Annotated in this window: 22 protein-coding genes and 1 tRNA gene; 20 read left to right on the plus strand and 3 right to left on the minus strand. The window is 68.2% G+C overall.

From position 1 onward, the window contains the following. Window positions 1–28 precede the first annotated feature (28 nt). From U870_RS0100205 to U870_RS0100295, 19 genes are all read left to right on the plus strand, one after another. Complete coding sequence (locus U870_RS0100205) at window positions 29–907, plus strand: hypothetical protein (RefSeq protein WP_043709086.1); 879 nt, start codon at window positions 29–31, stop codon at window positions 905–907. After that, window positions 894–2012: a ParB N-terminal domain-containing protein gene (locus tag U870_RS0100210; protein WP_025155405.1), complete on the plus strand. Its 1119-nt coding sequence runs from the start codon at window positions 894–896 to the stop codon at window positions 2010–2012. The genes U870_RS0100205 and U870_RS0100210 overlap by 14 nt, the downstream gene beginning before the upstream one ends. A gap of 60 nt (window positions 2013–2072) precedes the next feature. Further along, on the plus strand, window positions 2073–2732 hold the full coding sequence (locus U870_RS0100215; RefSeq protein ID WP_025155406.1) for a hypothetical protein: 660 nt from the start codon (window positions 2073–2075) through the stop codon (window positions 2730–2732). Window positions 2733–2745: 13 nt separating this feature from the next. Further along, window positions 2746–3921, plus strand: coding sequence for a M23 family metallopeptidase (locus U870_RS0100220; RefSeq protein WP_025155407.1), 1176 nt, complete (start codon window positions 2746–2748; stop codon window positions 3919–3921). Further along, window positions 3918–4184 (plus strand): DUF6112 family protein, encoded by a 267-nt coding sequence (locus U870_RS0100225; RefSeq protein WP_025155408.1) that lies wholly within the window; start codon window positions 3918–3920, stop codon window positions 4182–4184. The genes U870_RS0100220 and U870_RS0100225 overlap by 4 nt, the downstream gene beginning before the upstream one ends. Window positions 4185–4274: 90 nt before the next feature. Beyond that, window positions 4275–4547, plus strand: coding sequence for a DUF6112 family protein (locus U870_RS0100230; RefSeq protein WP_025155409.1), 273 nt, complete (start codon window positions 4275–4277; stop codon window positions 4545–4547). Between the two features lie 18 nt (window positions 4548–4565). Continuing rightward, a complete protein-coding gene (locus U870_RS0100235; protein WP_025155410.1) occupies window positions 4566–5894 on the plus strand; it encodes a conjugal transfer protein TrbL in 1329 nt (442 codons plus the stop codon). 3 nt (window positions 5895–5897) lie between these two features. Further along, window positions 5898–7364: an SCO6880 family protein gene (locus U870_RS0100240; RefSeq protein ID WP_025155411.1), complete on the plus strand. Its 1467-nt coding sequence runs from the start codon at window positions 5898–5900 to the stop codon at window positions 7362–7364. A 62-nt stretch (window positions 7365–7426) separates the two neighbouring features. Further along, entirely contained in the window at window positions 7427–8239 is an 813-nt protein-coding gene (locus U870_RS0100245) for a hypothetical protein (protein WP_025155412.1), read from the plus strand. Further along, a complete protein-coding gene (locus U870_RS0100250) occupies window positions 8236–9729 on the plus strand; it encodes an ATP-binding protein (RefSeq protein ID WP_025155413.1) in 1494 nt (497 codons plus the stop codon). Before U870_RS0100245 ends, U870_RS0100250 begins: the two co-directional genes overlap by 4 nt. A 160-nt stretch (window positions 9730–9889) precedes the next feature. Continuing rightward, the gene (locus U870_RS0100255; protein ID WP_052357481.1) at window positions 9890–10768 is read left to right on the plus strand and encodes a hypothetical protein; all 879 of its coding nucleotides are present in this window, start codon (window positions 9890–9892) and stop codon (window positions 10766–10768) included. Window positions 10769–10801: 33 nt separating this feature from the next. Beyond that, window positions 10802–13459 carry a hypothetical protein gene (locus U870_RS0100260; RefSeq protein ID WP_240183596.1) on the plus strand — a complete coding sequence of 886 codons (2658 nt, stop codon included), beginning with the start codon at window positions 10802–10804 and terminating at the stop codon, window positions 13457–13459. A 173-nt stretch (window positions 13460–13632) separates the two neighbouring features. Beyond that, window positions 13633–14634 carry a DNA-processing protein DprA gene (locus tag U870_RS0100265; RefSeq protein ID WP_025155416.1) on the plus strand — a complete coding sequence of 334 codons (1002 nt, stop codon included), beginning with the start codon at window positions 13633–13635 and terminating at the stop codon, window positions 14632–14634. Between the two features lie 67 nt (window positions 14635–14701). Beyond that, on the plus strand, window positions 14702–15265 hold the full coding sequence (locus U870_RS0100270; RefSeq protein WP_025155417.1) for a hypothetical protein: 564 nt from the start codon (window positions 14702–14704) through the stop codon (window positions 15263–15265). Next, on the plus strand, window positions 15262–17067 hold the full coding sequence (locus U870_RS0100275; RefSeq protein WP_025155418.1) for a TraM recognition domain-containing protein: 1806 nt from the start codon (window positions 15262–15264) through the stop codon (window positions 17065–17067). The genes U870_RS0100270 and U870_RS0100275 overlap by 4 nt, the downstream gene beginning before the upstream one ends. A 42-nt stretch (window positions 17068–17109) precedes the next feature. Further along, window positions 17110–17553, plus strand: a complete 444-nt coding sequence (locus U870_RS0100280; RefSeq protein WP_205288699.1) for a single-stranded DNA-binding protein — start codon at window positions 17110–17112, stop codon at window positions 17551–17553. Between the two features lie 5 nt (window positions 17554–17558). Continuing rightward, window positions 17559–18164, plus strand: coding sequence for a hypothetical protein (locus tag U870_RS0100285; protein WP_025155420.1), 606 nt, complete (start codon window positions 17559–17561; stop codon window positions 18162–18164). Next, window positions 18148–18348 (plus strand): helix-turn-helix domain-containing protein, encoded by a 201-nt coding sequence (locus U870_RS0100290; RefSeq protein ID WP_025155622.1) that lies wholly within the window; start codon window positions 18148–18150, stop codon window positions 18346–18348. Before U870_RS0100285 ends, U870_RS0100290 begins: the two co-directional genes overlap by 17 nt. Then, window positions 18323–19537 carry a site-specific integrase gene (locus U870_RS0100295; protein ID WP_345816903.1) on the plus strand — a complete coding sequence of 405 codons (1215 nt, stop codon included), beginning with the start codon at window positions 18323–18325 and terminating at the stop codon, window positions 19535–19537. Before U870_RS0100290 ends, U870_RS0100295 begins: the two co-directional genes overlap by 26 nt. A 227-nt stretch (window positions 19538–19764) precedes the next feature. On the opposite strand, the gene U870_RS0100300 is transcribed toward U870_RS0100295, so the two are convergent. The 3 genes from U870_RS0100300 to U870_RS0100310 form a co-directional block, all read right to left on the minus strand. Continuing rightward, window positions 19765–19838, minus strand: a tRNA-Pro gene (locus U870_RS0100300). Between the two features lie 332 nt (window positions 19839–20170). After that, a complete protein-coding gene (locus U870_RS0100305; protein ID WP_025155422.1) occupies window positions 20171–21781 on the minus strand; it encodes a chitinase in 1611 nt (536 codons plus the stop codon). Continuing rightward, window positions 21781–24114 (minus strand): glycosyltransferase family 2 protein, encoded by a 2334-nt coding sequence (locus U870_RS0100310; RefSeq protein WP_025155423.1) that lies wholly within the window; start codon window positions 24112–24114, stop codon window positions 21781–21783. Before U870_RS0100310 ends, U870_RS0100305 begins: the two co-directional genes overlap by 1 nt. A 444-nt stretch (window positions 24115–24558) precedes the next feature. Between U870_RS0100310 and U870_RS0100320 the strand changes: the two genes are divergently transcribed. After that, window positions 24559–25788, plus strand: a complete 1230-nt coding sequence (locus U870_RS0100320) for an adenosylhomocysteinase (protein WP_025155424.1) — start codon at window positions 24559–24561, stop codon at window positions 25786–25788. Window positions 25789–25827 lie beyond the last annotated feature (39 nt).

Raw genomic sequence — 25827 nt, forward strand, 5'->3', positions numbered from 1 at the left:
CACCTTCCCCGTAGGAGGTGCCATCACCATGACGAGAACCAACAAGAGAACCCCCGACGCGAAGCCCCAGACATCCGGGCCGCGGCGGGGGTTCGAGCATCCCGAGGGCCTGCGAACTCTGCTCATCCGGTTGCACGAGGAAGGCCGGTGGGCGTGGCGGCAAGACCCCGAGGTCGCTGCCCTCATGCGGCATGCCGCGGAGAAGTATGGGGCGCTCGCCCGCCGGCACGGGCTTGACCCGTGGGAGGCGGCCGCGGCGGCGTTCGATGCGATGCGCACCGGCTCCGTACGAGGCGCCGAGGATCCGTGGGCGGTCATCACCCGGGCGGTGCAGGTCACTTGCATCGCCGAACAACGCGCGAACGGGATGCTCTGCTCCGTCCACCAGGCACGTCGCCCGAAATTCTCAGCCCACCATGACGCGGAACGCTTCTCCGACCGGGAGAACCCGCTCATCGACTACCATCCCGCGTTCCGTGTCGCCGACCCCTTTGTCGGCGACACGGACGAGGAGAGCGAGATCGCCAGTCGGGTCGAGGCCGCGGTCTTGGAGTGCGTGAACTTGTTCGAGTGTCTCGGGTGGCCGCCGGAGGCGGCGCGTTCCGGGGTCGAGTACATCGTGACGCGCCTGGCGGGGTCGCCGTCGCGGGCATCGGCGTTCGAGTCGCTGCGGCGGGACTATCACGGCCGCGCGTTCCTCGACCTGCCGTCTGCGTCTTGGCTGGCGATGCTGCGGACCGTGCTGGGAAGCCCGGACCCGAACCTCGCCCACACTCGCGCATGCCGCGGAGCGCTACACCGGCTTGTGAGCGGCGAACCCGTCGAAGCTCTGCTGCTCGATGAGGCGCTGGTGGCTGAGGTGTTGCGGGCGGTGCCGGTAGGTGGTGAGTGTCGTGGCTACCAGTAGTCCCGGACACATCGAGCTGGAACGCTCCCTTGATTCCATCCAGATTGGCAAGCGGCACCGCACCGACCTCGGCGACCTCGATGCCCTGATGGAGTCCATCGATCGTGAGGGCCTGTTGCAGCCCATCACCCTCACCCCGGACGGGGCGCTCGTCTGCGGGCGCCGCCGGTTGGAAGCACTGCGCAGGCTCGGCCGGCGCACCACGAACGTGTGGGTACGGTCGGGGATCACGGACCGGCTGAGTCAGCTTCTCGCGGAGCAGAACGACAACGCGCTGCACAAGCCGCTCAGCCTGATCGAGGCGGAGTCGCTGTACAGGGAGTTGAAGGTCGTGATGGCCGAAGACGCCGCGCGCAGGCAGGAGGCCTCACGGTTCGGCAACGCGATGCGGGAGGGCACGGTTTCTGCGGCAGTCTCCGGTGCCGTCGATTCGACGGCACCGCGTTCGGCCGGTGAAGCCCGTGTGCAGGCGGCACGGATGGTGACGGGGCGCGGCTCTCAGACGATGCTGGAGCAGGTCGGCCGGCTGAAGGATCTCGCGAACGACGACTCCCGCCCCGATCACATTCGCGCGCAGGCCGCCGAGGAGTTGACCCGGATCGAGGCGGGTGGGAAGGTGCACGGCGCGCACCTGCGCATGAACGCCGTGCTGTCCCTCGACGAGCTCGACCGGATCGCCGCCGACCCCGCCCAATCGGAACTCGTGCGGACCCAGGCCGCCGCGTCCGCTGCGCAGGTGCGCGACGCGGGCGCAGCCGATACGAGGGCAGCGGAACTCGCGACTCTCGCCGCGGATGCGATCGCTCGCGTCACCGCAGGGAACCGCGCCAAGACCAAGCGTTCTGCCCAAAAGCAGCCGGCTCATCCGGCGTTGGCGTTGGTGGTGTTGCCGCCGCGGGCGTTCGTCGCCTTATGGGCGGACATGCAGGGCTGGACGACCAGGTACGACGCCGAAAACCTCGCCACGTCCCTGACCGCGGCCGAGTGGGAACAGGCCGAAACGGTGCTGGCGGAGACGATCGCGTTCTTCACGCGCATCCGCGACGCACGCAATCAGGCCGACGCCCCACCGAGATCCGCCGCCGGTGACGTGCATACGGCCTGACCGGCGGGAACCGCGGGCGCACCTGCCGAGTATCGATCCGCTTGTTCTCGGGAGGACTTCATGCGTCGCATCTCTGGTCCCGGCGAGAAGTCGCGCCGTCTCCCCGTCGTTCTCATGGCGACGGGTGTCGTGCTGCTCCTGCTCGTCGGTGCTGGCATCTACGGCCTGCTCCGCGGCCCCGGCACGGCGGAGCCTGCCTCATCGTATGAGAGCTCAACACCGGTCGCACCGGACCGCACGCACGCCCTTGCTCCCATCGAAGCCGAGTCCGATGCGGAGCAATTCGCACGCACGGTCGCGACGCGTCTGTTCGCCTGGGACACGACCATCGGACGGGACGTGGCCGAGTTCATGCGGCCGCTGATCGATGTCGCCGACCCCGAGGAGGCGCCGGGGCTCGTTTCGGATCTGCGCGGCTACTACCCGGATCAGGAGAGCTGGGCGAAGCTCCGCGACGTTCGCACGCGGCAATGGCTGACCGTCGATACCCTCTCTGCCCCGCCCACGTGGTCGGCCGTTACCGAGCAGGCGGCGCCAGGCCTGATTCCGCCTGGGGCAGGGGCGTTCACGGTCACCGGGACCCGGCATCGGGCCGGCATCTGGGAGGGGCAATCGGTCACGGACGTGCGTCCGGTGTCGTTCACGGTCTTCATCGCCTGCCCGGCCGGTGACGCCTGCCGGCTGCTGCGGCTCTCGGCCGTTGACCAGCCGATGCAGTGACCGGGGTGTGCTGATGGTGAAGAAGCTGCTCATCCTCGTTCTGGTGCTGTTCTGTGTTGGGCCGTCGGCCGCGGTCGTGACGGTCGCGGCGTTCGCTGGCCCGCTCGGGTTCTGCACCACCGGGTCCCTGACTGTGGGCGAGGTCCCCGACGAGCTGACCGCGACCACGGCGGACGGGGTGTCGGTGACGCTCGAGAAGCGGCAGCTTACCCACGCGGCCACGATCATCACCACGGGGGCGGGTATCCCGGGGGTCGGGCAGGCTGGCGTCCGGGTCGCGCTCATCGCCGCCCTCACCGAGTCTCGGCTGCGGATGCTCGCGAACACGGGCACGTACCCTGAGTCCGGGTCGTTCCCGAATGACGGGAACGGGTCCGATCACGACTCGCTGGGACTGTTTCAGATGCGACCCGCGTCCGGGTGGGGCACCGTCGCAGAGCTCATGGACCCGACCTATCAGGCGCGCGCGTTCTTCGGCGGGAAAGACGGCCCGAACTACCCTTCCCCGCGCGGGCTGCTCGACATCCCCGGCTGGCAGCAACTCGACCCGGGATCGGCGGCGCAGGCGGTCGAGGTGTCGGCGTTCCCTGATCGGTACCGGAACTGGCAGCCCGTCGCCGACGCCATCCTCGCAGCACTCATCAAACCAGCCCCCACCAGCGGCACAGGCACTGGGGGGCCGGGCCCGGTTCCTGAGACCTCGCGAATCGTGTTCCCGCTCCCGGCCGGCTCTTACACGAGCACCGACAGTTTCGGGTGGCGCACCGACCCCTTCACCGGCGAGCACACGTTCCACTCCGGCAGCGATCTCGCCGCCCCGGCCGGCACTCCGATCTCCGCGATCGCCGATGGCCGTGTTACGGTCGCGGAGTACACCGGCGGGTGGGGCGGACTCATCGTGATCGAGCACACCGTCGATGGTGTGCGGGTCGCGTCCTACTACGCCCACATGTGGCAGGACGGCATCTTCGTCACGAACGGGGAGACCGTCACTGCGGGGCAGCACATCGGCGATGTCGGCTCGTCCGGTCGCTCCACCGGCCCGCACCTGCACGTCGAGATCCGCCCCGGCGGGCAAGGACAACCGCCTGTGAACGCCGTCGATTGGCTTACCGCGCACGGCGCCAAGCCCGGCGAGGGCACCGGCGCCCCGACGGGATGCCGCGCCCGGGTCGGGGGCGAATCGTGAACGTGTTCCCGGACTTCGGGGCGGTCGGCGCGTCCGGTGAGCTCGCGAGCGTGATTGGGGCACTGCTCATGCTCATCCTCATCTCCGCCGTGCTCACGGTGATCGTCTCCGCAATCGTCTGGGCGATCGCATCTTCGATCGGGAACCCCTACGGGGCGCAGAAAGCCCGCGTCGGGCTGTTCGTCGCGATCGGCACCGCGGCCCTCGCCGGCGCCGGCATCGCCTGGGCGAACTTCCTCCTCACCGTCGGCGACCGTATCTGACCCGGCTCACGACCCCGGCCTCTGCTTCGGCATGGTGGGTGCACCTGTCTGGTGGACGAGCCGCGTCCGCTTCCAGGCAGGAGGACAGTCGTGATCGATATCGACCCGAACAGCAACGGGCTTCCCGGGATCGCTCAACTGCGCGACATCGTCGGGGCGGTGATGACCGTCGGCCTCATCCTCTCCGTGCTCGCGCTCATCGTCTCCGCGATCGTCTGGGGCTTCGGCGCTAACAGCAGCAACCCGCACCTCGCGTCCCGGGGCAAAACCGGCGTGCTGGTGTCCTGCGGGGCCGCGATCCTCTGCGGTGCGGCAGTCACGCTCATCAACTTCTTCTGGACCGTCGGCCAGGCCGTCAACTAGCTGGGACGCTGGTTCAGGGTGAGTATCTGCGACGTCCCCGGCATCTCAACCGTCTGCACCGCAATCGGAGACGGCCCCGCCGGCGCGTTCTTCGGGTGGATCGCGTCCGCGATGGGCCTCGCCGTATCGACGCTGTTCCAGGGCATGTGGGACGTGTTCTCCACCACGACCGCCGTCGATGTCACCTCCGACGGGTACGTGAAGGTCTACAACATCCTCTTCGGGATAGCCGTGTTCATCACACTGCTGTTCTTCTGCTTCCAACTCATCGCCGGCCTCGCCCGCCGCGACCCGACCGCCCTGACCCGCGCCGCCCTCGGACTGGCGAAGTCGATGCTGGGCTCGTTCGTCCTCATCACCATAACCGCACTGCTGCTGGAGATCACCGACCAACTCTGTGTCGGGATCATCCAGGCCACCGGGCAGACCATCGAGAGCGTCGGCGACCGACTCGCCCTCCTGATCGCCGCGGTCACCGTCACCACAGTGGCCGGCGGCGCCGGCGCATTGCTGACGATCTTCCTCGCCGGACTCATGATCGCCGCGATCTTCATCCTCTGGTTCTCCCTCCTCATCCGCAAAGCCCTGCTGCTGGTCGCGATCGTGTTCGGGCCGATCGCGCTCGCCGGGCTCACCTGGGAATCCGCGCGCGGTTGGTTCGGGAAATGGGCGACGTTCGTGGTCGCCCTGATCGCGTCGAAGCTCGTCGTGGTCGTGATCTTCCTCATCGCCACCGCCCAGGTCTCCGCCCCGATCAGTATCGATTTGAAGTCGCTGTCGGAACCGATCGCGGGCATCGTGCTGCTGTTCATCGCCGCATTCGCCCCGTACATGGCGTACAAGTTCCTGTCGTTCGTGGGGTTCGACATGTATCAGGCGACGTCGATGGAGCAGGAAGCGAAGAACGCCCTCAACCGTCCCATCCCGCTCCCATCCAGGCCGATTGGCCCGGCTCCGAAGCAGGTGCTCGACAGCCCTGAGTCCGGCTCCGGCGGTACGCCCCCAGCACCGACACCGGCGGCTCCTGCCGCGACCGAGGGCGCTGCTGCGACGGGTGCGGGTACGGGCGGAAGCGCTGCGGCGGGATCGGGTCCGGCCGGCAGCACCGCCGCTGCGGGACCCGCGGCCGCGGTTGTCGCAGGTGCACTGGTCGTAAAGGAGGCTGCGACGGCCGGGCCGAAGCTCGGCGGCGCAATCGGGAACTCCGCCGACAGCCAAGCAGGCACCGCATCCGAACAGGCCGTTCCGCCGCCCGGTGCGGCACCGGTGCAGCAGCCTCCCACCGTGCTCCCGGCGCCATCTCGGCCGTCCAGCAGTGCCCCGCCCACGCCGCCTTCGAAGGAGTGACCCATGACCGCCACCAGTACGGGTGATCCGTCGTTTGAGCTTCGGCCGGTGCAGTTCTCCCGCCTTACCCGCCCGGGCATCCTCCTCGGCCTTTCGCTCCCACAGCTCATAGTCCTCGCCATCGCGCTCGTCATCGTCGTGGTCGGCCTGTACACGAACGGCGGTGCCGGGCTCGCCTGGTCATCCCCGGCCTGGGCCGTGCTCGCCGCGATCGCCTGGGTGCCCATCGGTGGGCGGAAGATCATCGAATGGGTGCCCATCACCATCCGGTGGATGCTGCGCACCCGGGCGAAGCAGACGACGTATCGGCGCAGGGTCGTGAAGCCCCGCCCCGCTGGCACCCTCGCCCTCCCCGGGGATCTCGCCGCGTTGCGGGAGTGGGAGGACCCGGAGACGGGGGCGGCGATGATCCATGACCCGCACGCACAGACCCTCACCGCGATCTGCGGGGTATCACATCCCGCGTTCGTGCTCCTCGACCCGGGCGAGCAGCAGCGCCGCGTCACCGGCTGGGGCAGAGTCCTCGCCGCCGCCTGCCGCTCCGGCAGGATCGCCCGCATCCAAGTACAAGAACGCACCCTCCCCGACTCCGGCAGCGGGCTTGCGGAATGGTGGCGCGAACACGGCCGCGACGACGGCTCCTGGGCTGCCACCACGTATCGCGAGCTCATCGAACGCGCTGGCCCCGCCGGGGAACGGCACGCGACCACGATCGCTCTCTCCCTCGACATGCGTGCCGCCGTCCGGCAGATCCGCTCCGCCGGCGGCGGCATGACAGGCGCGGCGGCAGTGCTCAGGCAGGAGATGCAGTCGTTCCAGACTGCGCTGCGCTCCGCCGAACTTTATCTGACCGGATGGCTCACCCCTGGTGATGTCGCCCTGATCCTCCGCACCGCCTACGACCCCGCCGCAGGCCCCGCGCTCGAACGCCACGGCGCCCTCGGCCGGGAGCTTGCCGCCGCGGGCCCGGTCGCGGTCAACGAGACCTGGGACCGGCTCCGTTCGGATAGCGCGCATCATGCCGTGTTGTGGATCAGCGAATGGCCGCGGGCGCAGACGTTTCCCGGGTTCCTCGCTCCGGTCATCCTCACCGGCGGCGTGCTCCGTTCGCTGTCGTTGCACTATCTGCCTGTGCGGGCGGATCAGGCGGCGCGGGATCTGCGGAAGAAGAAGACCGAGATGATCGCCGACGCCGCCCAGCGCCGCAAGATCGGCCAAGTCGAAGACACCCAAGCCTCAGCCGAATACCAAGACGTGTTGCAGCAGGAATCCGAACTCACCGCCGGCCACAGCGTACTCCGCGTCGTCGGACTCGTCTCGGTCTCCGCACCCACGATCGGCGAGCTGGATGCGGCGGTGTCTCAGGTGGAGCAGGCCGCGATCCAGGCATCCTGCGAGACCCGCCGCCTCGTAGGCCAGCAAGCGCAAGCATTCACGGCCGCCGCACTGCCCCTATGCCGCACTATCTGACCTCGGCGACCGCGGTGCACCTGGCTCGTACCCCGTAGTCCTGATTGTGAAGGAGCCCCGTCATGCCGACTTTCGATGATGCCCCCGCTGATGCCGCCGAGATGTCGGAGGCCAAGCGCGCGCTCGCGCACGCGACCCGTCGCGTCGACCAGCCTGAGCAGATGTATCAGGTGCTCTGTGATCTGCTCGGCTCCGTGCGGTCGCTCGAACAGCTCCTCGGCCAGCTCGCGACCGGGCACGACACCCTCATCGACCGGACGACCAACGATGCCGGGGACGGTCCTGCGGGCCGCAGTGATGCCGCCGCCACCGCGACCGAGCTTCGTGCCGCGGCCGCGCTGATCAGTCAGGCCGAACGTCACCTCGACGCGGGCATGGGCGCGGCCGAACGAATCGCCTGGCATTCGGAACCCCTGCCGGAGGTGCGGCGGGAGTTCATCAGCGTTGTGTTCCTGCAAGGCAAGGAGGCCGACCAGATTATCGAAACCATCACCCTCCACGGCGCTGATCAGGTAATCGAGCTCCTGGCTGGGCATGACTTCGGGGACGAGACCATGAAGGCCGCGCTCGAGAACGGGTACGTCTACGACCAGCCGCCGGTCGGGCAGCTCGACAAGACCGCGATCTGTGACATGTACACGCTCGTCTACAACCCGTTCATGGGCCACGTCGGCCTCTACCGGCAGCACGACGCCCTGCCCGATCCTGTGCTCATTGGCCTCGAAGATCCGCCCCGGCACGCCGCCCCCAGCACTGCGGCGGAGCCGGCTGCAACGCGGGGTGCTGAGCGTTCCCGGCGGGAACGGCTCGGCACCCCGACGGTGAACCGACCACCCGCCGTGAGCCATTCGGTCGAGCGCGGTCTCGGCCGATGACCAGCGACCAGGAAAGCGCAGAGACGGGTGAGCTGCACACCTCGGTGCTCGTCGGCCCACAGGGCGAACGCCGCACGCAGCGGCGAGCCCGTGAGCAGGCCGCTGCACGCATCCGTTCTGACGCTCGTGCGACAGCACGGCGAGCGTCGAAGGCAGCGGCCGACGCGGAACGGGAATCGCGTCGTGCAACCGACTACCTGCCTCGTGCCGGCGACGCAGGCGCAGCAGCGTTACGGACACCCGGACGGTTCCGGCTACCCAGGCATCAGGACACCAGCGCGACCCTCTCGGGGCACTATCCGTTCCTTGCCGAAGGCGGCCTCGGCTCCGCCGGCACCTTCATCGGCCAAGACCTCTACTCCGGCGGCAGCTTCGTCTACGACCCGTGGGAGCTCTACCGACAAGGGATCATCACCGCCCCGAATCTGATTCTCGCCGGAATCGTCGGGTCCGGGAAGTCTTCCCTCGCGAAGGCGCTCTACATGCGGGCCCTCCCGTTCGGGCGCCGCGTCTACGTGCCCGGTGATCCGAAAGGCGAACACACCGCCGTCGCCCGCGCGGTCGGCGGCCGCGCCATCGTGCTCGGACCGTCGCTCCCGACCCGGCTCAATCCGCTCGACGAGGGCTACCGTGCCGCCGGAGTCCCCGACGCCGACTGGGCCGCGCAAGTAGCCGCGCGACGGCGTGACCTCATCGGCGCGCTCACCGAAACGGTGCTCGACCGCCGCCTCACCCCGGTCGAGCACACCGCCATCGACCTCGCCCTCGCCGATGCCGTCCGATCCTCCGAGGTACCGATCCTTCCGATGGTCGTCGACCGCATCCTCTCACCCTCCGCCGAGGACGATCCCGACGGGCGGCTCACCGAGGACGGCCGCATGGTCGGGCACGCGCTGCGTCGCCTCGTTGCAGGAGACCTCTCCGGCCTGTTCGATGGTCCCTCGACCGAGAAGTTCGACCCGACCCTGCCGATGCTGTCCCTTGACCTGTCCAGGGTTGCGGAGAACTCGGCGCTGCTCGCGGTGCTGATGACGTGCTCGGCGGCGTGGATGGAAGCTGCGCTCCAGGACCCGTCAGGCGGGCAACGGTTCGTGGTCTATGACGAGGCCTGGCGGCTCATGTCCTACCCGGCGCTCCTCGCCCGAATGGACGCACAATGGCGACTCGCCCGCCACTACGGGCTGGCGAACCTCCTCATCTTCCACAAACTCTCCGACCTCGAAAACGTCGGCGACCACGGCTCACGAATGCGAGCGCTCGCATCGTCACTGCTCGCGAACGCGGAAACGCGGATCGTGTACCGGCAGGAATCCGATCAGCTCGGCGTCACCGCTCAAACCCTCGGCCTCACCGGCTTCGAACGCTCACTCCTACCCGGCCTCGGGATCGGGCAGGGGCTGTGGAAGATCAAGAACCGCTCGTTCGTGGTGCAGCACCAACTTCACCCCGCGGAACTCCAACTGTTCGATACGCGGGCCCGCATGCTGTGAGACGAGACGCCTTGTCGGTAGACGGTGCAATTCTAGTGCAGTGATCGAAAGACCAGTTGATTTCGCTCGACGCCGTCGGATTAGGTGCGGGGCCTGTGGCCATGAATGGAATGCAGACGCGGATTGGCTCTCACGGTTCGACCAAGGCCGTGAGAGCTGCATGTCGTGCGGCACCGGTTGTCAGAGCGAGCAACCCCCGGAGTTCGCTGAAGCGCCGGACGATCTCGCACTCGACGAAAACGTCACGCGCGACCTGTTCTGGTATCACTCCTCGACGCACCCCGACTGGCCGGACCGCGACTTCGATCCCATGGCCGAGTTGGATCCAGTGGCCCGTCATTTGCTCGCCGCAGCCGGGCCCGGATCCGCTTCCCTCCAGACCATGGTCGACAGGGAGCAAACCAAAGCCCTTCATGTGGGGACGTATGAGGCTGCTATCGAGAACGTATTCCGACGCATCGCCGACGAAGGCGATTCAGACGCTCAGTTCTTCCGCTATCGTGTCCGCCTACGTCAGGACTGCGTGATCGAGCCCGGCGTCCAGACCGAGCCCACAGATTTCGCGGGCAACGCCTACCTTGCGGACACGTGCGGCGATGACGTTAACGTTCTCCGCTACGTGAACGTCCACGAAGACGCGTCGCGGATCTCACTCGCCATCTACATTGACGCCATCGATGCTGTACAAAGAATCCCGATTCCACGACCGATCGATCCCGGGGACGCGTGGATCATCGACACGACTGCACGCCTTGTCGAAGCGAACTCACGACCTGCCGAGCCTGTGCCACCCAAGTTCCAACGCTACCGCCCGCAAGCAACCCCAGCACTCGTGATCGAAGCCCGTGACATCATTGCCGAGGCAAGCAAGGGGCTGCCTGCGAACCTCCGAGATCGATTCGGCCTAAACATCGACCCCAAGACTTTTCCCACTGCACCGGAGAGGATTCCCACGCGAGCCCGCGGACTCGTTGATCTCGTGACGGACTCAGGTCCAGTCTTCTGCGCCCTCGATGCCCAGGGTTGGCGCACCGTGTAACGCGCCCACCGACACCGCGGGTGCACCTGGCTGGTGCCGTCGTCGTCTTGGCGATGGTTTCCGTTCATCGTCAGGAAGGCCTCGCGAATGTCCAGCACGTCTCTCATTCCACCGGATACCTCGCCACCCCCTGCCCGCGCCACAGCTCAAGTTGTGGCAGTTGGCACTGCGCTGCTTCTGCTACTCGGCAGCTTGTTCTTTCCGTCGTCGGCTCAAGCTGCAGATCATGGGCCTGGGTTCGGTGAGGGTCCGGCGTTCATTGGTGCGTATGTTTCGCATGGGCGGCAGGCGTATTGCATGGATCTCGATGCGGCCCCGCCCGGTGACGGCACGCAAGCGCCGGAGCTGACGACAGCGTTGGATGGTCTTTCTCGGCAGCAGCTTGCGGAGCTGAATTACGTGATGGGGCGTTGGGGTGATTCCGCGGATCCGACGGTGACCGCAGCGGTGCAGCTGTACGTCTGGTGGGTCGCGGACGCACCGACATACTCGAGTCGGGGTGGCGATCCTCACTTCTTTGCTCTCGTCCCGGGCGGGTCCCGCGACCAGGTGATCACGAATCTCGCACTGATGCGCCACGCGGCTCCCCCCAACGCCCTCATCGCCCCATCGCTCAACATCGATGTGGCGGTGACGGATCAGTATCGCGGCGTGCTGACCGTGCACAGCACGCCAGCTTCTCTGACGGGGAAGGTAACGCTGACGGGCGGGACCTTCGAGGACGGCGGTGCTGCGAAGATCGTCGGCGTTGGGAACTATCCAGTGATTGGGACTCCCCCGATGGGAGCGCCCGAGTACCGCATCGCTGCATCGATCACGACGGACGCCGTCGGGTACGGGGCCGGAGTGGACCTGTTCTACACGCCGGGCGCGCAGCGCATCCTCGGCGCCGCGACGTTCGCACCGCTGACAGCGACCGCCGAGTCGTCGGTGATCCCGTTGGACTTCCAGCCGGTCATCGAAACACAGGTGTCGTCGAAGTTCGTGCAAGCCGGCACTCCGTTCACCGATCAGATCGCGGTGACGGTCACGAAGCACTCCTGGATCAAGGTGAACGGCAGCCCGGTGCCCGTGCTCGCCGAAGGCACCCTGTACGGCCCGTTCGACGCGCAGCCGGCCGAAGCGAACGCACCCTCTGCCGGCGCACCCGTGCTCGGCACCGAGTCGCTGACGCTCACGCATCCCGGCACCTACGTGTCGCCGGGGGCGCTCGTGGCCCCGGCCTCGGGGTTCTACACGTGGGTGTGGAGCATCGACAAGCAGAAACAGGGTGAGAACGCGAAGTATCTCACCGACTCATTCACCGACCGATTCGGCAGGGTCACGGAAACTTCCGTGGCGCCGTTCCAGCCCGAGGCGGTGTCGACGGCGAACGGGCGTCTCGTGAAGCCCGGAGACGCGGTCACGGATACGATCACGGTGTCCTCGACGAACGGGGCGTGGCTGAAGCACAACGGGGCCCCGATCCCGGTCGTGTTCGAGGGCACGGGCTACCGAGTGCCCGGCAGCCTCCCTCCCGCCCAGGGCGCAGATATCCCCGACGACGCGATTCCTGTGGGGACGGTGCAGGTCGTCGCGGAAGGCCCCGGCACGTACACGTCCCCCGCGGTGACGTCGCCGGATGCGGGGTTCGTGACGTGGGTATGGGAGGTGAAGAAGAGCTCGCAGCCGGAATGGGTGCGCCCGTTCCTCGCCGCCGACTGGCGCGACGACTACGGCATCAACGTCGAGACTCACTCCGTACGGTGGCCGGTGAGTATTACGTCGGAGGTGCGCGAGTACAACGTGCACAAGGGCGGGCGGGCGTTCGACCGCATCACCGTCACCGGGTTCCCCGACAACCATCCCGACTTCACCGGGGACGGCTACTGGGGTCCGGACGCGAAGGAGTTGACGCACACCGTGTACGGCCCCTTCGCCAGCGACACGGAACTGACCGAGGACATGCCGCTCGAGGATGCCCCGGTGCTGACGACGGTCACGACGCCCGCGAAGAACGGGGTCTTCGACATCGGCTACACCGATGAGGATGTAATCCGGCCTGCGAAGCCCGGCTTCTACGTGATCGTCACCGCCTTCGAGGGCGATGATCGGGTGCAGCCGTTCGTGAGTTCACCGGCGGATATCTGGGAGCGCTTCTTCGTCCCCGGTGTCGAGCAGCCGGTGTCCGTGGTGACGCAAGCGCAGGAGTCCGCGTTCGTCGGCGACCCATTCTCAGACACCGCGCTTGTGCAGGGCACGGACATCCCGAAGGGCGCCTACCTGGTGTTCCGCGCCTACGGGCCCCAGCCCGCAGGCGAAGATCCGGTGTGCGAGGCGCCATTCTTCTCCTCGGCGAAGGTTCCGGTCACGCAGGCCGGCCACTACCGCTCCGGGACGACGACAGTGGACAAGCCGGGAAACGTGTACTGGGTCGAGACCCTGTACGACCAGGGCGGGAAGGTGCTCGCCGCTGGGACGTGCGGTGCGCCGGGTGAGACGACCGTGGTCACCGAGCGCCCGCCAGGCACCCCGACCACCCCGCCGACCCCGCAGCCTCCGCTGCCGAAACCGCCGACAAGCCTCGCACAGACGGGCAGTGACGGGTGGATGAGCCTCGTCTGGGGTGGGATCGCGGCCGCGCTCCTCGCGACAGGCGGCACGATCTGGATCGGGCGCAAGCTTGCGCTCTACCGGGAACGCAACGGCTAAATCAGCGAGGAGGACGCCAGCATCGATGACCTGATCAAGGAATAGCGCACCCCAATACGACGGGCGGAACCGCAGCCCCCTTCCCCCAGAGGGGCCGCGCGGTTCCGTCCGTTCTCGCATGCCCGCCCTGCGCACCTGCCCCCCGAGCAACAACTTCAGGGAGGGCAGAGATCATGCAGGACAACGACGACGCGCGGGCGCGGATGGAGATCGCCTCGCTCACCGAACCCGGGCACCCCGTCACTGGGCAACTGCTCCGGATCATCGGCCCGTCCGAGACGCTCGCACTGCTCCGAAACCCCCGCATCCCGTTACCTGCACAGGTCGATCCGGTGCTGGGAACGCAGTGGCGAAAGGCGACCGCGGCTCGGCTGATCGATGGGCTCGGCGACCAGGTAGCCCGCCTCACCGACCGGCACGAGCTCCGCGTCCTCACGCCCGGCCGAGCGGGGTGGCCCGCATCGTTCGCGGATCTCGGCGACCGCGCCCCGGTGATGCTGTGGGCAAAGGGGAACCCCGAGCTGCTCACCTCCTCACTGTCGTCACGGGCGACGTTCACCGGGGCACGAGCTTCCTCCTCGTATGGGGAACACGTCACGCGGGAGCTCGTCGCAGATCTCTTGCGGGAGCCGAGAATCGTTGTCGCAGGCGGCGCATACGGCATCGATGCCACCGCGCACCGTGCCGCCCTCGCGATCCGCCCCGCATCCACAATCGCCGTCCTCGCCGGCAGCCTGGACCGCCCCTACCCATCCGGGCACGCGGAACTGTTCGGAGACATCATCAGTGCCGGCGGCGTCCAGATCAGCGAGACGCCACCGGAAACGGCGCCGACCAAGTGGCGCTTCATCGCCCGCGCCCGCCTCCTCGCAGCCCTCGGCGGCGCGAGCATCATCCCCGAGGCCGGATACCGGTCCGGGTCGCTGCTCGTCGCCGCCCGGGCGATCGAGCTCGGACGCCCCGTCGGCACTATCCCTGGTCCCATAACCTCCGCCGCATCATCCGGCTGCCACCGGCTGCTGCGAGAAGGCCTCGCCGATGTCATCACCCACGCCCGCGACATCGCCGGACTCCTCGACCCCGCCCCGCCGTCATTCCTCAGCACCGCCATCCAGGAAGTCGCCCGCCGTGCGGCACCGGATACCGGCAAGACCGCTCACCGCGCCGCCCTCTGAACCACCCCTGCCACCTCGCCCGTGACCGTGCGGCGGGAGACCCACCGTGAGCTCGAAGGAGAACCGTATGTCCAAGCGCGCCCGCGCGGAAACCACTGCCCCCATGGTGGTGATGGTACGAGTGGTCGTCCAGGACGACGGAACCTTGCACGTCACCGTCGATGGCGCCCCGTATCTTCCGGCGGAGTTCGCACCACCGTGGCAGCGCGCTTCCTTCCCACACATCGTCGACGCGATCAGCGATGGGCGGCCCGGGCAGATACTCCGCATCGACGTGGTCGAAACCGACGGCAGGGTCATCACCGACTACCGCGTCCCGCCCAGACCGCGCCGCACTGCACCCGCCCCAGCGCCAACTCCCGTGCCGGCGATGCAACACGTCAATCAGACCGTCGAGATATCCCACCCCCAGCCTGAGCCGGTGCGGCCGAGACTGGCGGAGTTCGCCGGTTCCGGATTCGTTCCTGGTGAGGACGTGGCCGTGGCGATCGTGATCGCACACACCGAGACCAGTCCGGACGGGATCTCCCGCGCGCTGATCGATGCCCGCTACCTCGATCACGCGCCGACACGAGAAGTGATCCTGCTCGGCCGGATCTCCGGCACCATCTGCATCGGTCAACCGCGATGAGCAGTCCGATCCGTCCGACCGGGACGCTTGGCGACGAACTCACCAACGCCGCCCTCGTGCTCCTCGCCTGCCTTGGCGTGATCGCCGTGCTCCTCCGTGCCGCGGGAAGCATCGCCGCGCTGGTCACCGGTATTCCACAACCGACAGCCGGGCTCGGCGCCGGCGCCGGAGTGTTATTGCGGCCGGGCGATCCCGCTGGTGCGCTCAACGCTCCCGGCCTCAACCCAGTCGTGTACTGGCTGATCGCCGGGATGATGATCCTCGGCGCCGCGGCCGCTGCCTGGCGGGTCTGGATCCTGCTCCCCTATCACTCGCGGCGGCAGGCGATGGACCCATACCGGATCGCCGGGATCGCGACCCGCACCGAAGTCGCACATGCCGGCTCGGCGCGGGCACTCCTCGCCCGGGCAGGAAACCTGCGCCCCTCCCTCAACCATCCGGAGCCGGCAGATGTCGGCTATCGCATCGGGATCTCTCGCGGGGTTGAGGTATGGGCGTCGGTCGAGGACTCGATCCTGCTGATCGGGCCGCCTCGCTCAGGGAAAGGCGTCCACATTGTCATCAACACGATCCTCAACGCCCCCGGTGCGGTCATCACCACCAGCACCCGACCCGACAATGTCACCGCGACGATCCGTGCCCGTCAAAAGGTCGGGCCGGTCGCGGTGTTCGACCCGCAGCACCTCGCCGACGGCATCCCGGCAGGGCTACGCTGGTCGCCCGTCCGCGGCTGCGCGGACCCGCTGACCGCGATGATCCGCGCGTCCGGACTCGCGTCCGCGACCGGGCTCGGGAAAGGCGGCGTCGAAGGCGGCGACTTCTGGGAAGCGAAAACCCGAGTTGCCCTCCAATGCCTCCTCCACGCCGCCGCCCTCGACCATCGACAGCCAGCCGACCTGTTACGCTGGACGCTCGACCCCGCTGCCGCGGGAGACGCCGTATCGATCCTCACCGCGCACCCGATGGCGGCCGGAGGATGGGCCGAAGCGCTCCAGGCGATGATCGACGCCGACCCGCGTACCCGGGACTCGATCTGGCAAGGCGTCTCCCTCGCCCTCGCCGCTCTCGCAGACCCGCGAGTCCTCGACGCCGTGACACCCACCCCGGGCGAGGTGTTCGACCCGCAGAGGTTTCTGGAGCAGCGCGGCACGCTGTACCTCCTCGCGACCGCTGCGGGGGCGAACAACAGTGCGCCCCTGGTGGCGGCGCTCATCGAAGACGTCGTCGAGGCTGCGCGCCGGCTCGCAGCGCGCAGTCCAGGCGCTCGGCTCGACCCGCCGTTGCTGCTCGCGCTCGACGAGGTCGCGAACCTGTCCCCACTGCCGTCGTTGCCGACGCTCATGGCTGAAGGCGGCGGCACCGGGATCACGACCATGCCCGTCCTACAATCTCTCGCCCAAGCCCGCGAACAATGGTCCGAGAATGCGGCGCATGCGATCTGGGACGCCGCGATCGTGAAGATCATCCTCGGCGGCGCCTCCAACAGCCGCGACCTCCAAGACCTCTCCACCCTCATCGGTGAACGAGACGAGATCACCGACTCCACGACCGTCGGCGACCATGGCTCACGCTCCGTGCAGCGCTCCATCCGCCGAGTGCCGATCATGCCGCCCGACACGATCCGCCGACTCGCTTTCGGCACCGGCCTCGTGCTGCTCCGTGCAGCGCCCCCGATCGTGACGCGGCTTCGCCGCTGGACCGAGCGGCTAGACAGCGCACAACTCGTCGCGGACCGCGCCGAGGTCGAATCGCAGCTGCACTACCACCTCCCCACAGGTGACAGCGGCGCACCTACGGAGTAAGGCCGCGACCGGCGCGGTGCAGGCAGGAGAAATGCGATGGATATGCGATCCAAGACCTCAGTGGCCGGGTATCTCGCCCGCACCCCGCAGCTGAAGAGGCTGCAGAACTGGCTACTGCTATTCATAACCCAACTCGGGCAGAAGCAATTTCAGCGTCAGGACGATGGCACGTTCACACTCACGGGCACCGCCTACGTCGGACTTACCGTCGTGGGCGCCCGAGCCGAGACCACCTTCGAGCTGTTCACCGAGGGCGACGATGTGATCGCGATCGGCGAGTTCCACTCTCGGACGTTCGAGCGTCGTGGAGAGAGCGTCGAACAGCTTCAGTTCCGCGCCGACAAGCTTCTCTTCGACACCTCGCATCCGCGCTACACGGTCACGCGGAGCCCTCGCCCCGTCGACGCTGCACCATCGCTGCCCGCATCGTCCCCGTCGGCGGCGGTCGAGGTCCGTGCCCCGACTGCGATGGCGCTGGGACGGTGACCCGCATGAGCGACACCGCGCCGCCTCCGGTGCCCAGCGATAAGCCCGAGGCCGAGTTCGAGCCCGAGATCGAAGAAGACGACCTGTACGACCAGCTCATGGCCGGCACCGCGCTCCCGGAGCCGCCGCGCCCGATCAACTGGAATCTCCTCTCCTCGGGCGACGCCGAGGCGGAATGGCTGGCGCTGAACCAATGGGTTGACTGGCTCCGCCGCACCTACGGCCTACCGGCGTCGGTCGTGCCGCCGTTCTGGCATCGGCACCCAGAGCTGGTGTGGGAGCTCTCGGCTCTGCATCTGCACTGGATCGCGAGCTACGACCCCGACCAATCAGCATCCGGGCCGATCGCCTGGCACACCGACTTCGCGGCCGCCCGCGATCGACTCCGCGAATGGGTCGCAACCTGCGGCACCCGGATCGACCGCGACCGTCCGACACGCCAGACCATTTGGCCGGGGGAAGACCCGCAGGGGCCGATCGAGGACGAGACGATCTCGGATCGCGCGGAGGACTTCATCAGCTTCGTGGCCGCGGATGTACAGGCGCGTCAGGAGATCGAGGACGAATTCCTCCACGCACGATGGTCAGCCGATCATGTCCGTGACGACTGATGCCGTCGAACCACTCTGGAACTCGCGCGAAGCCGCCGAGTTCCTGAACGTCTCCCCGGCCACACTTTCCCGCTGGCGCAGCCAGCGGGAGGGGCCCCCATTCGTGCAGATCGGTGCGGTCGCCCGCTACAACCCGCCGACGGTGCGCGCCTGGGTGCTTGAACGCGAGGCGGAGCATGGCTGACCCTCGCAAGCATCAAATGCCGCCGCTCGGCGTGAAGCTCACCGAGAGCACCGAGAGTCGCGGGAGTGGACTACTCGCCCGGGTGCGGTGGACCGATCCGCACACGAAGAAGCGCCCCAGCCGGTCCGAGTTCGTCACCACCCAGGAGGAGGCGGAGGCGTTCTTCGAGAAGATGCGCCAGTCCACCGAGACCGGCGCGGACATGCTCATCACGCTCAAGGAGTACGTCGATTCCATCGGCGACCGTTGGCAGCGCGGGCTCGATCCAACCTCCACCGTCGACGGCTACGACGCCGGCCTCCGGCTCCGCGTCCTGCCCGCGCTCGGGCACCTGAAGGTCAGCAGGATCAGCACCGGCCTCATCGACCGCACCATCGACCGGTGGGAGGCCGAGTACGGACCATCGACCGTGAAGAACAGCATCGCGCCCTTGGTGCGAGTTCTCGATGTCGCCGTGCGCGATGAAGTGATCCCGTCCAATCCCGCGAGAACCCGAGCGCGTCGCACCTATGGCAAGGACGACAAACGCCAGACAGGCGGATTCCGGGCCTTCGCGATCCCGGACCTCGACACCCTGAACCAGCTTGCAGACGCGTGCGCGGAAGTGCATCAGAGCTATTCCGATCACGTCATGCTCTGCGCGTTGCTTTCCGCTCGCGGGTCAGAGGTCGCCGGCCTCCAAGTCGGAGACATCGACTGGAGCAACCGGATCGTGACGATCGCACGGCAGACCTACCCCGGCAAAGGAGGACTGGTCACGAAGGAAACGAAAGGTCGCACCACCCGTTACGTGCCAATCCTCGACGCGCTCGAACCGATCCTCGTCCGCCTCACCGCCAGCAGGCTTCCCGAGGCCCCACTGCTCCGGGGCCCGCGGGGAGGAGTGCTCACGACCGCGACGGTGCGGGACGCGACCAAGTGGGATGAGCTCGTCACGGCTCTCGGGCTCGAGAACCTCAAACGGCACGGGCTCCGGCACACGGGCGCGACCTGGCTCGCCGATTCAGGTGTCCCGTTGCACGTCCTGCAACGCATCCTCGGGCATGCCTCGATCGAGGCGACCAAGGGATATCTACATCCGGACCATCGGCATCTGAGTGAGGCCGCGAGACTCGCGAACCAGTTCCTCGCTAGCCCGGCTCAGCAGCACAGGAAGGAGACTCCTCGACGACCCGCGCCACAGCTCTGACCCGTCGTGCTCACCCGGCTCCGCGAGGAGGCGGGGCATGGCACTGCCCGGAAATTGGTCCACTAGATTTCCACTTTTTGGCCCACCAACTTCCTTCGCGCCGATGTCAACCCGCTGCCAGACGAGGGCCCTTGGACCCGACCCAGGCCCCGTGACGAGCTCAAGCGGAAGTCATCGAAAACGAAAAAAGCCCTGACGAGAAATCGATTCTCATCAGGGCTTTTCTGTCGGGATGACAGGATTTGAACCTGCGACCCCCTGACCCCCAGTCAGGTGCGCTACCAAGCTGCGCCACATCCCGTTGTTAAGTTGTTTCGGACTGAGCCAAGGGCTATCGAACTTATCCCCCAGTCAAGTGCGCTACCAAGCTGCGCCACAGCCCGTTGCTCCCCCACCCGGGCACAAGGCGCCGAGCGAGGCAACTCCACTATCTTAGCGTGTCGGCGGGGGTGCGTCGTGCACCAACCCGAAGGAGCCTCGACGGCCCCGCCGACACGGCGTCGGACGCGCGCTGGTGGCTTCCCGACGAAGCCGGCGCGTCATGACGCCTGGAACCTCCGCCCCGCAGCGGATGTGTCCAGTCTGGGTCGGCGACGGGATGCGAGCAGGGGGTCTGCATCCCGCCGCCGAGTCTCAACCGGCGGACGAACCGCCGATGATCTGATCGATCTCGTCCTGGGTGAGCGGGGTCCAGGGGGACGAGTCGGGATCGGAGCTGGCGGCCTCGGGGCTGTCGCCCTGGGTCCACCACTTGGCCTCGAAGGGGACGCCGTCGAAGAGGACGCGCTGGCCCTTGTCATACGCCGTGGTGCCCGCCCACTCGGGGTAGGTGCCGGCCGGGAGGGTCGGCTGCGGGATGGGCGTCTCACCGGGGAGCACGGGGCCGACGAGCTCCCACGGGGTCTCCCACTGGTTCAGCACGGGGTTGTCGGGCACGTCACCCTTGGTCCACCACTTGGCGACGTACACGTTGCGGTGCCAGACGACCTTGGTGCCCTTCAGGTACGAGCTGGTCTGGCTCCAGATGGCGTAGGGGGAGGTGGCGGGGTCGTCGGTGACGGCAGTGCTGGTGGGCTCGGCGGTCGTGACAGACGACTCCCCCAGAGAGATGTGGCCGTCGAAGCCCTTCGAGAGGATGCCGGCGAAGGTCTGCTTGCCCTGGTTCACACCGGAGCAGGCGTCCGAGACGACCGAGGTGTCGACGTAGTTCGAGCCGCAGGTCTTGTCACGGTTGGCGGACCACATGGACATGCGGCCGAGGCCCTCCGAGACGGCCCAGGTGTTGAACGCGGTGGCGTCCTTGAGGGTGAACACCTCGTCCTCGGCGTCGTTCTGGCCGATCATCGGGGTGGCGCCGAGCTTCGCCCACAGGCTCGGGTCGCTCTGGTGCAGATCGGCCCGGTCGTAGAGCACGCCGAGCTGGCGCTGGGTGGCGGTCACGGCGGCCTGGGCGTTCTGCGCCATCGACTTCTTGGCGTCCTTCGACTGACCGAAGTCCATGGTCATGACGTTCACGCCGGCGATGTCGACCTTGGCCTTGAGCATGGCGGCGATGGCGTTCGTGCCGTCCGTGGTGAGACCGCTGGGGGCGACCGGGAGGGTCAGCCACACGGCGAGGCTCTTGCCGGCGGCGCGACGCTCCTTCTGCAGGTCGGCGATGGCGGACGCCCGGCGATCGGCGGCGGCGGCGTTCGTCAGGCCGTTGCCCTCGAGGTCCAGATCGATGGTGCCGACCTTGTAGCGGTCGACGACGGAGGCGTACGCGTTCTTCAGCGCGGACTCATCCGTGCAGTTCACGGCGAGCTCGTCGTTGTTCAGGCCGCCGAACGAGACGGCGACCGTGCCGCCCTGCTGCTGGAGGCGCGCGATGCGGCGGTCCAGGTCGAGGGAGGAACGGGCCTGGTCGAGCGTGTAGGCGCCGCCCCACGAGGGGGTGCACGCCTGCTCCTTCGACGAGACGATGAACGAGAGCACGGCGTCCTTCGAATCCGTGGCGCCCATGTTCTCGAACGCGAACCGCGGCGTGGCGGTCACATCGACATAGGAGGCGAACCACGGCTTCGAGTCGACGGCGGCGCGAGCGCTCCACCACTGGAAGCCGACGACGCCGCCGGTGACGAGCAGGGCGAGGACGAGCGTCGCACCGACGACCCGCCAGAAGCCGAGACGGCGGCCGGAGGTCGACTCCGGAGCCTGGGCGCGGTCGATCGCGGCCGCGTCGGCGGCCTTCGTGTCGCGAGCCATCAGGCGGCCTGCTTCTCGGAATCGGCGCTATCGGTGGACGCGGCGCTCGCGGCGACCGTGCTGGGGGCGCCGGCGGCGCGCTCCAGGTGCGGCACCTGACCACCGGAGTGGCCGTGGTAGAGCACCGAACGCCAGTCGATCGACTCGGTCGCAGGAGCGGGAGCCTCCGCCGCGCGCTTCTTGCCCTTCTCGACATACAGCGGCTTGGTCAGGCCGAGCCAGATGTCGACGATGGTGTTGCCGATGCCGATGTAGGAGACGATCGCCCAGATGGCGAGGATGGCGTTGAACGCGGCGAACGCGGCGTTGCCCCAGTTCTGCGCGTTCCAGTCGCGCCACAGGGTGAACAGCGAGAAGGCGACCATCGCCAGCGGCGCGACCACGTAGAGCAGCGGCGACGCGGTGCGGTTCTTGACCTTCGGCGTGCGGGCGAACGGGATCTTCTTGCCGCTGAGCGACTGCTGGATCGACTTGAGCACACCGGCCAGGTTCACCGGCAGCAGGATCAGGTTGAAGCCGTAGATCCGGAAGATGTCGGTGGCCTTGTAGCCGGAGTAGCGGAGGTCGCTGGCCTGGCTGATGAAGTACGGCAGCGCGGCGAGCAGCACCATCGGGCTAAGCAGACGGCCGTCGTACGGGTAGGCCAGCAGGAAGACGAGACCGAAGCTCGCCCAGCAGATCGAGGCCATGTAGTTCACGCGCAGCAGCAGCTCCAGACGCGAGACGTTCTCCCCGCGACGCTTGCGCTCCTTCACCTGACGCCACAGCTTCGGGAGGATGAGCAGACCGCCGTTCGCCCAGCGGCGACGCTGCACGATCAGGGAGCCGAAGTCCGGCGGGGTGGCCGAGTAGCTCAGGCGCTCCGGGTAGTTCTGCAGGGTCCAGCCGTGGGTGCCGAGGTCGATGCTCGACTCGGTGTCCTCGATGACGGTGCGGTCCTGGATGTACCGACGCACCTCGAAGCCGCCGACGAACTCGGTCTCGACGATGTCCTCCAGCGCACGCTTGCGGATGACCGCGTTCGCGCCCACCCAGAAGGTCGCGCCGTAGTACGACTTGCCCTGGTGCAGGATGTGCTGGATGTCCGTGGTCGCACCGGCGAGGCGCTCGATGCGGGTGCCGGCGCCGCGGAACGACGAGTACGGGGTCTGGGTGACCGCGACCCGGGCGTTGTCCGGCTGCTGCAGGAAGTAGGTCAGGCGCAGGCAGTACTCGCGCAGCAGGATCGAGTCGGCGTCGAGCGTGAGCAGGAAGTCGCTGTCCGGGATCTCGATGTCGCCCGGTCGGCGCTGGCCGGCCGGGACGGGGTTCAGGATGGGACCGTCCGGGGTCTCCTCGGCGCGGTAGACGCCGCCCATCAGGCCGATGTAGGCGTTCAGGTTCATCGCCTTGTTGGCCTCGTGCGAGAGGGAGGCCCACTGCTTGCGCTCGAACACGGCGAGCTCGGCGTCGAACGTCCAGGTGAGCCGGCGGTACAGCTGGGCCACACGGTCGGTGGAGAGCGAGGCGCCTTCGTCGATCGCGGCGAGCACGGCCTCCCCCGTCAGGGCGAGGTCGTCGCCGAGGGCGCGCAGCACCTGGTCGGCGAAGAACACGTCCACGTGGTCGTCGATGCTGTGGGCGTCGGCCTGGGCGTACAGCCACTGGGCGGCCCACGCGTAGTGGCCGGCCAGTTCGCGGGCGTCGTCCCCGGAGGCGAACGCGCTGCCGTCGGCGAGTTCGAAGCGCAGCAGCGCGTCGGTGAAGCGGAAGCGCGGCTCCGACAGCTGGTCGCTGATGCTGCGGGCGAGGTCGCGGGTGGCCTCGAGGCGCTCCAGCACGGTCGGGTCGGTCGGGTTGGGGTTGTCGTCCAGCAGCAGCACGACCCGCTTCGACGGGAACTCCTGCAGCGCGGCGGAGAGGAGGGTCATGCGCACGACCTCCGGCTCCTCCGCATAGGAGGGGACGAGCACGGTGATGGTCGGCTGGTTCTCCGAGAAGTGGCGGTCGAGCTCGGCGCGGGGAACGCGCACGTGCTTCTGGAACCGCTGGAGGGCTCCCTGTCGGGCGACCAGGTACATCAGCGCCGAGAAGGTGAGGAAGGTGACGACGACCGTGTAGCCGATCGCCTCCATCGTGAAGCGGAAGTCCTGCGTGCCGAGCACCAGGAACTGGCGGATGATCGTGGTCACCACGTAGATCGCCCAGAAGACGATCGTCAGGACGATGGCCACGCGGCTCCAGGTGACCTTGCGGTCGGACGGCCGCGGGTGGACCGTCGGGAGCGGTGTCGTGCGCTTCTCGGAGCCGAGCTGGCGCTTTCGGGCAGGGGAGTATGACGTTGCAGAACTCATGGTCGGGTATGCGTCCTTATAAGTGAGAGCCCGCACCTTCGGGTCGGCGCGGTCGGGTAGCTCTCGGGTGTCCACATTAGTGAGGACACCGTGGGGGACAAATACCCCCAACATGGTCGCCCCCGATCTGGGGGTGACTCGTCATCCTTTCTCTCAGGATGCGGTACCGCGTGTCTGCTTGACGCGCCCGGCCGCGAGGGCATCGTGATCGTGCACGCGACCGGCCCGGCGCGGTGTGCGGCCGCCACCGTCGCGACGGGATGCGGCGGCTAAGATGGCGGCATGGCCCGCTCGATCACCGCGTCCGCGCGTCGCCTCCCGCTGTACGGGAGCGACGAGTCGCGCCGTGAGATGCATCCCTAGCCGACTCCGTTCCCGCATCCCCTTTTTCCGCGCCGCACGCGTCCCCGCGTTGCGCGCGCGATCCTCATGAACGGAGTCCCCATGTCCACTACGCCATCCGCCACCACGCCGTCCGCCGCCACACCGATCGACGCCACGCCGATCACCGGCCGCCCGCGGCTCGCCCACCCCGAGATCGCCTGGGCCGCCCGCCGCATGCCGCTGCTGGCCGACACCTTCGACGCCGTCGGGTCGGCCTTCGCCGGACTGCGGCTCGGTGTCACCATCCACGTCGAGCCGAAGACGGCCGTGCTCTGCCAGTACCTGGTGCACGCGGGAGCCGAAGTCGTCATCACCGGCAACGTCGGGACGACGCAGCAGCCGACCGTCGACGCCCTCCGTGCCGCCGGGGTGGAGGTGCTCGGCTCGCGCGCCGACACCGCCGTCGAGCGCGACGCCCACCTCGACGAGATCCTCCGCCGCGAACCGCAGCTGGTGCTCGACAACGGCGGCGATCTGATCCTGAAGCTGACGGCGGGCGCGCCCCGCTCCCCCGGCTTCCGCGGCGCGACGGAGGAGACGACGACCGGCGGTCTGCGCATACGCTCCGCCGAGGAGCAGCCAGACTTCCCGGTGATCGTCATCAACGACAGCCGGCTGAAGCTCCTGGTCGAGAACGAGTTCGGCGTCGGCCAGAGCATCGTGCAGGGCTTCATGAACGCCACCAACCTGATGCTGCCGGGCGCCCGCGCCGGTGTCGTCGGCTACGGCCCGTGCGGCAAGGGCGTTGCGGACACCCTGCGGCAGCTCGGCGCGACCGTCACGGTCGCCGACCTCGACCCGTTCCGGCAGCTGGACGCGCTGATGCGCGGGCACCAGGTGCGTCCGCTGAACGAGCTCCTGGCGGAGAACGACCTCGTGTTCTTGGCGACCGGGGCCCGGGGCGTCGTGGACGAGCGCGGGATCGCCGCGCTGCGCGACGGCGCCATCGTCGCGGGTGTGGGCCACGAAGGCCTCGAACTCGACCACGAGGCGTTCGCGCGGGCGACCCGCGAGACCGTCGCGCTCTCCCCCGCCGCGGGCGATGCGGACGCGCGCGTGCTGCACCGCCTGCACGACGGGCGGGAGATCGTCGTGCTGCACACGACCCGGATGATCAACCTGACCGCGGCCGGCGGCAACCCGATCCAGGCGATGGATCTCGGTCTGGCTCTGCAGGCGCGCAGCCTGGCGGCGATCGCCGCGGGCGAGACGGCGTTCACCGGGGCAGAGCCGGTCCCGGACGCGGTCGACCGCGTCCTCGCCGAGAGCCTGGTGCGCCTCCTCGCCTGACCGCGCCCAAACGCCGCCGAGGTTCACGTCGTCGCGGCC

This window comes from Leifsonia aquatica H1aii, assembly GCF_000633535.1.
GTDB classification, from domain to species: domain Bacteria; phylum Actinomycetota; class Actinomycetes; order Actinomycetales; family Microbacteriaceae; genus Leifsonia; species Leifsonia aquatica_A.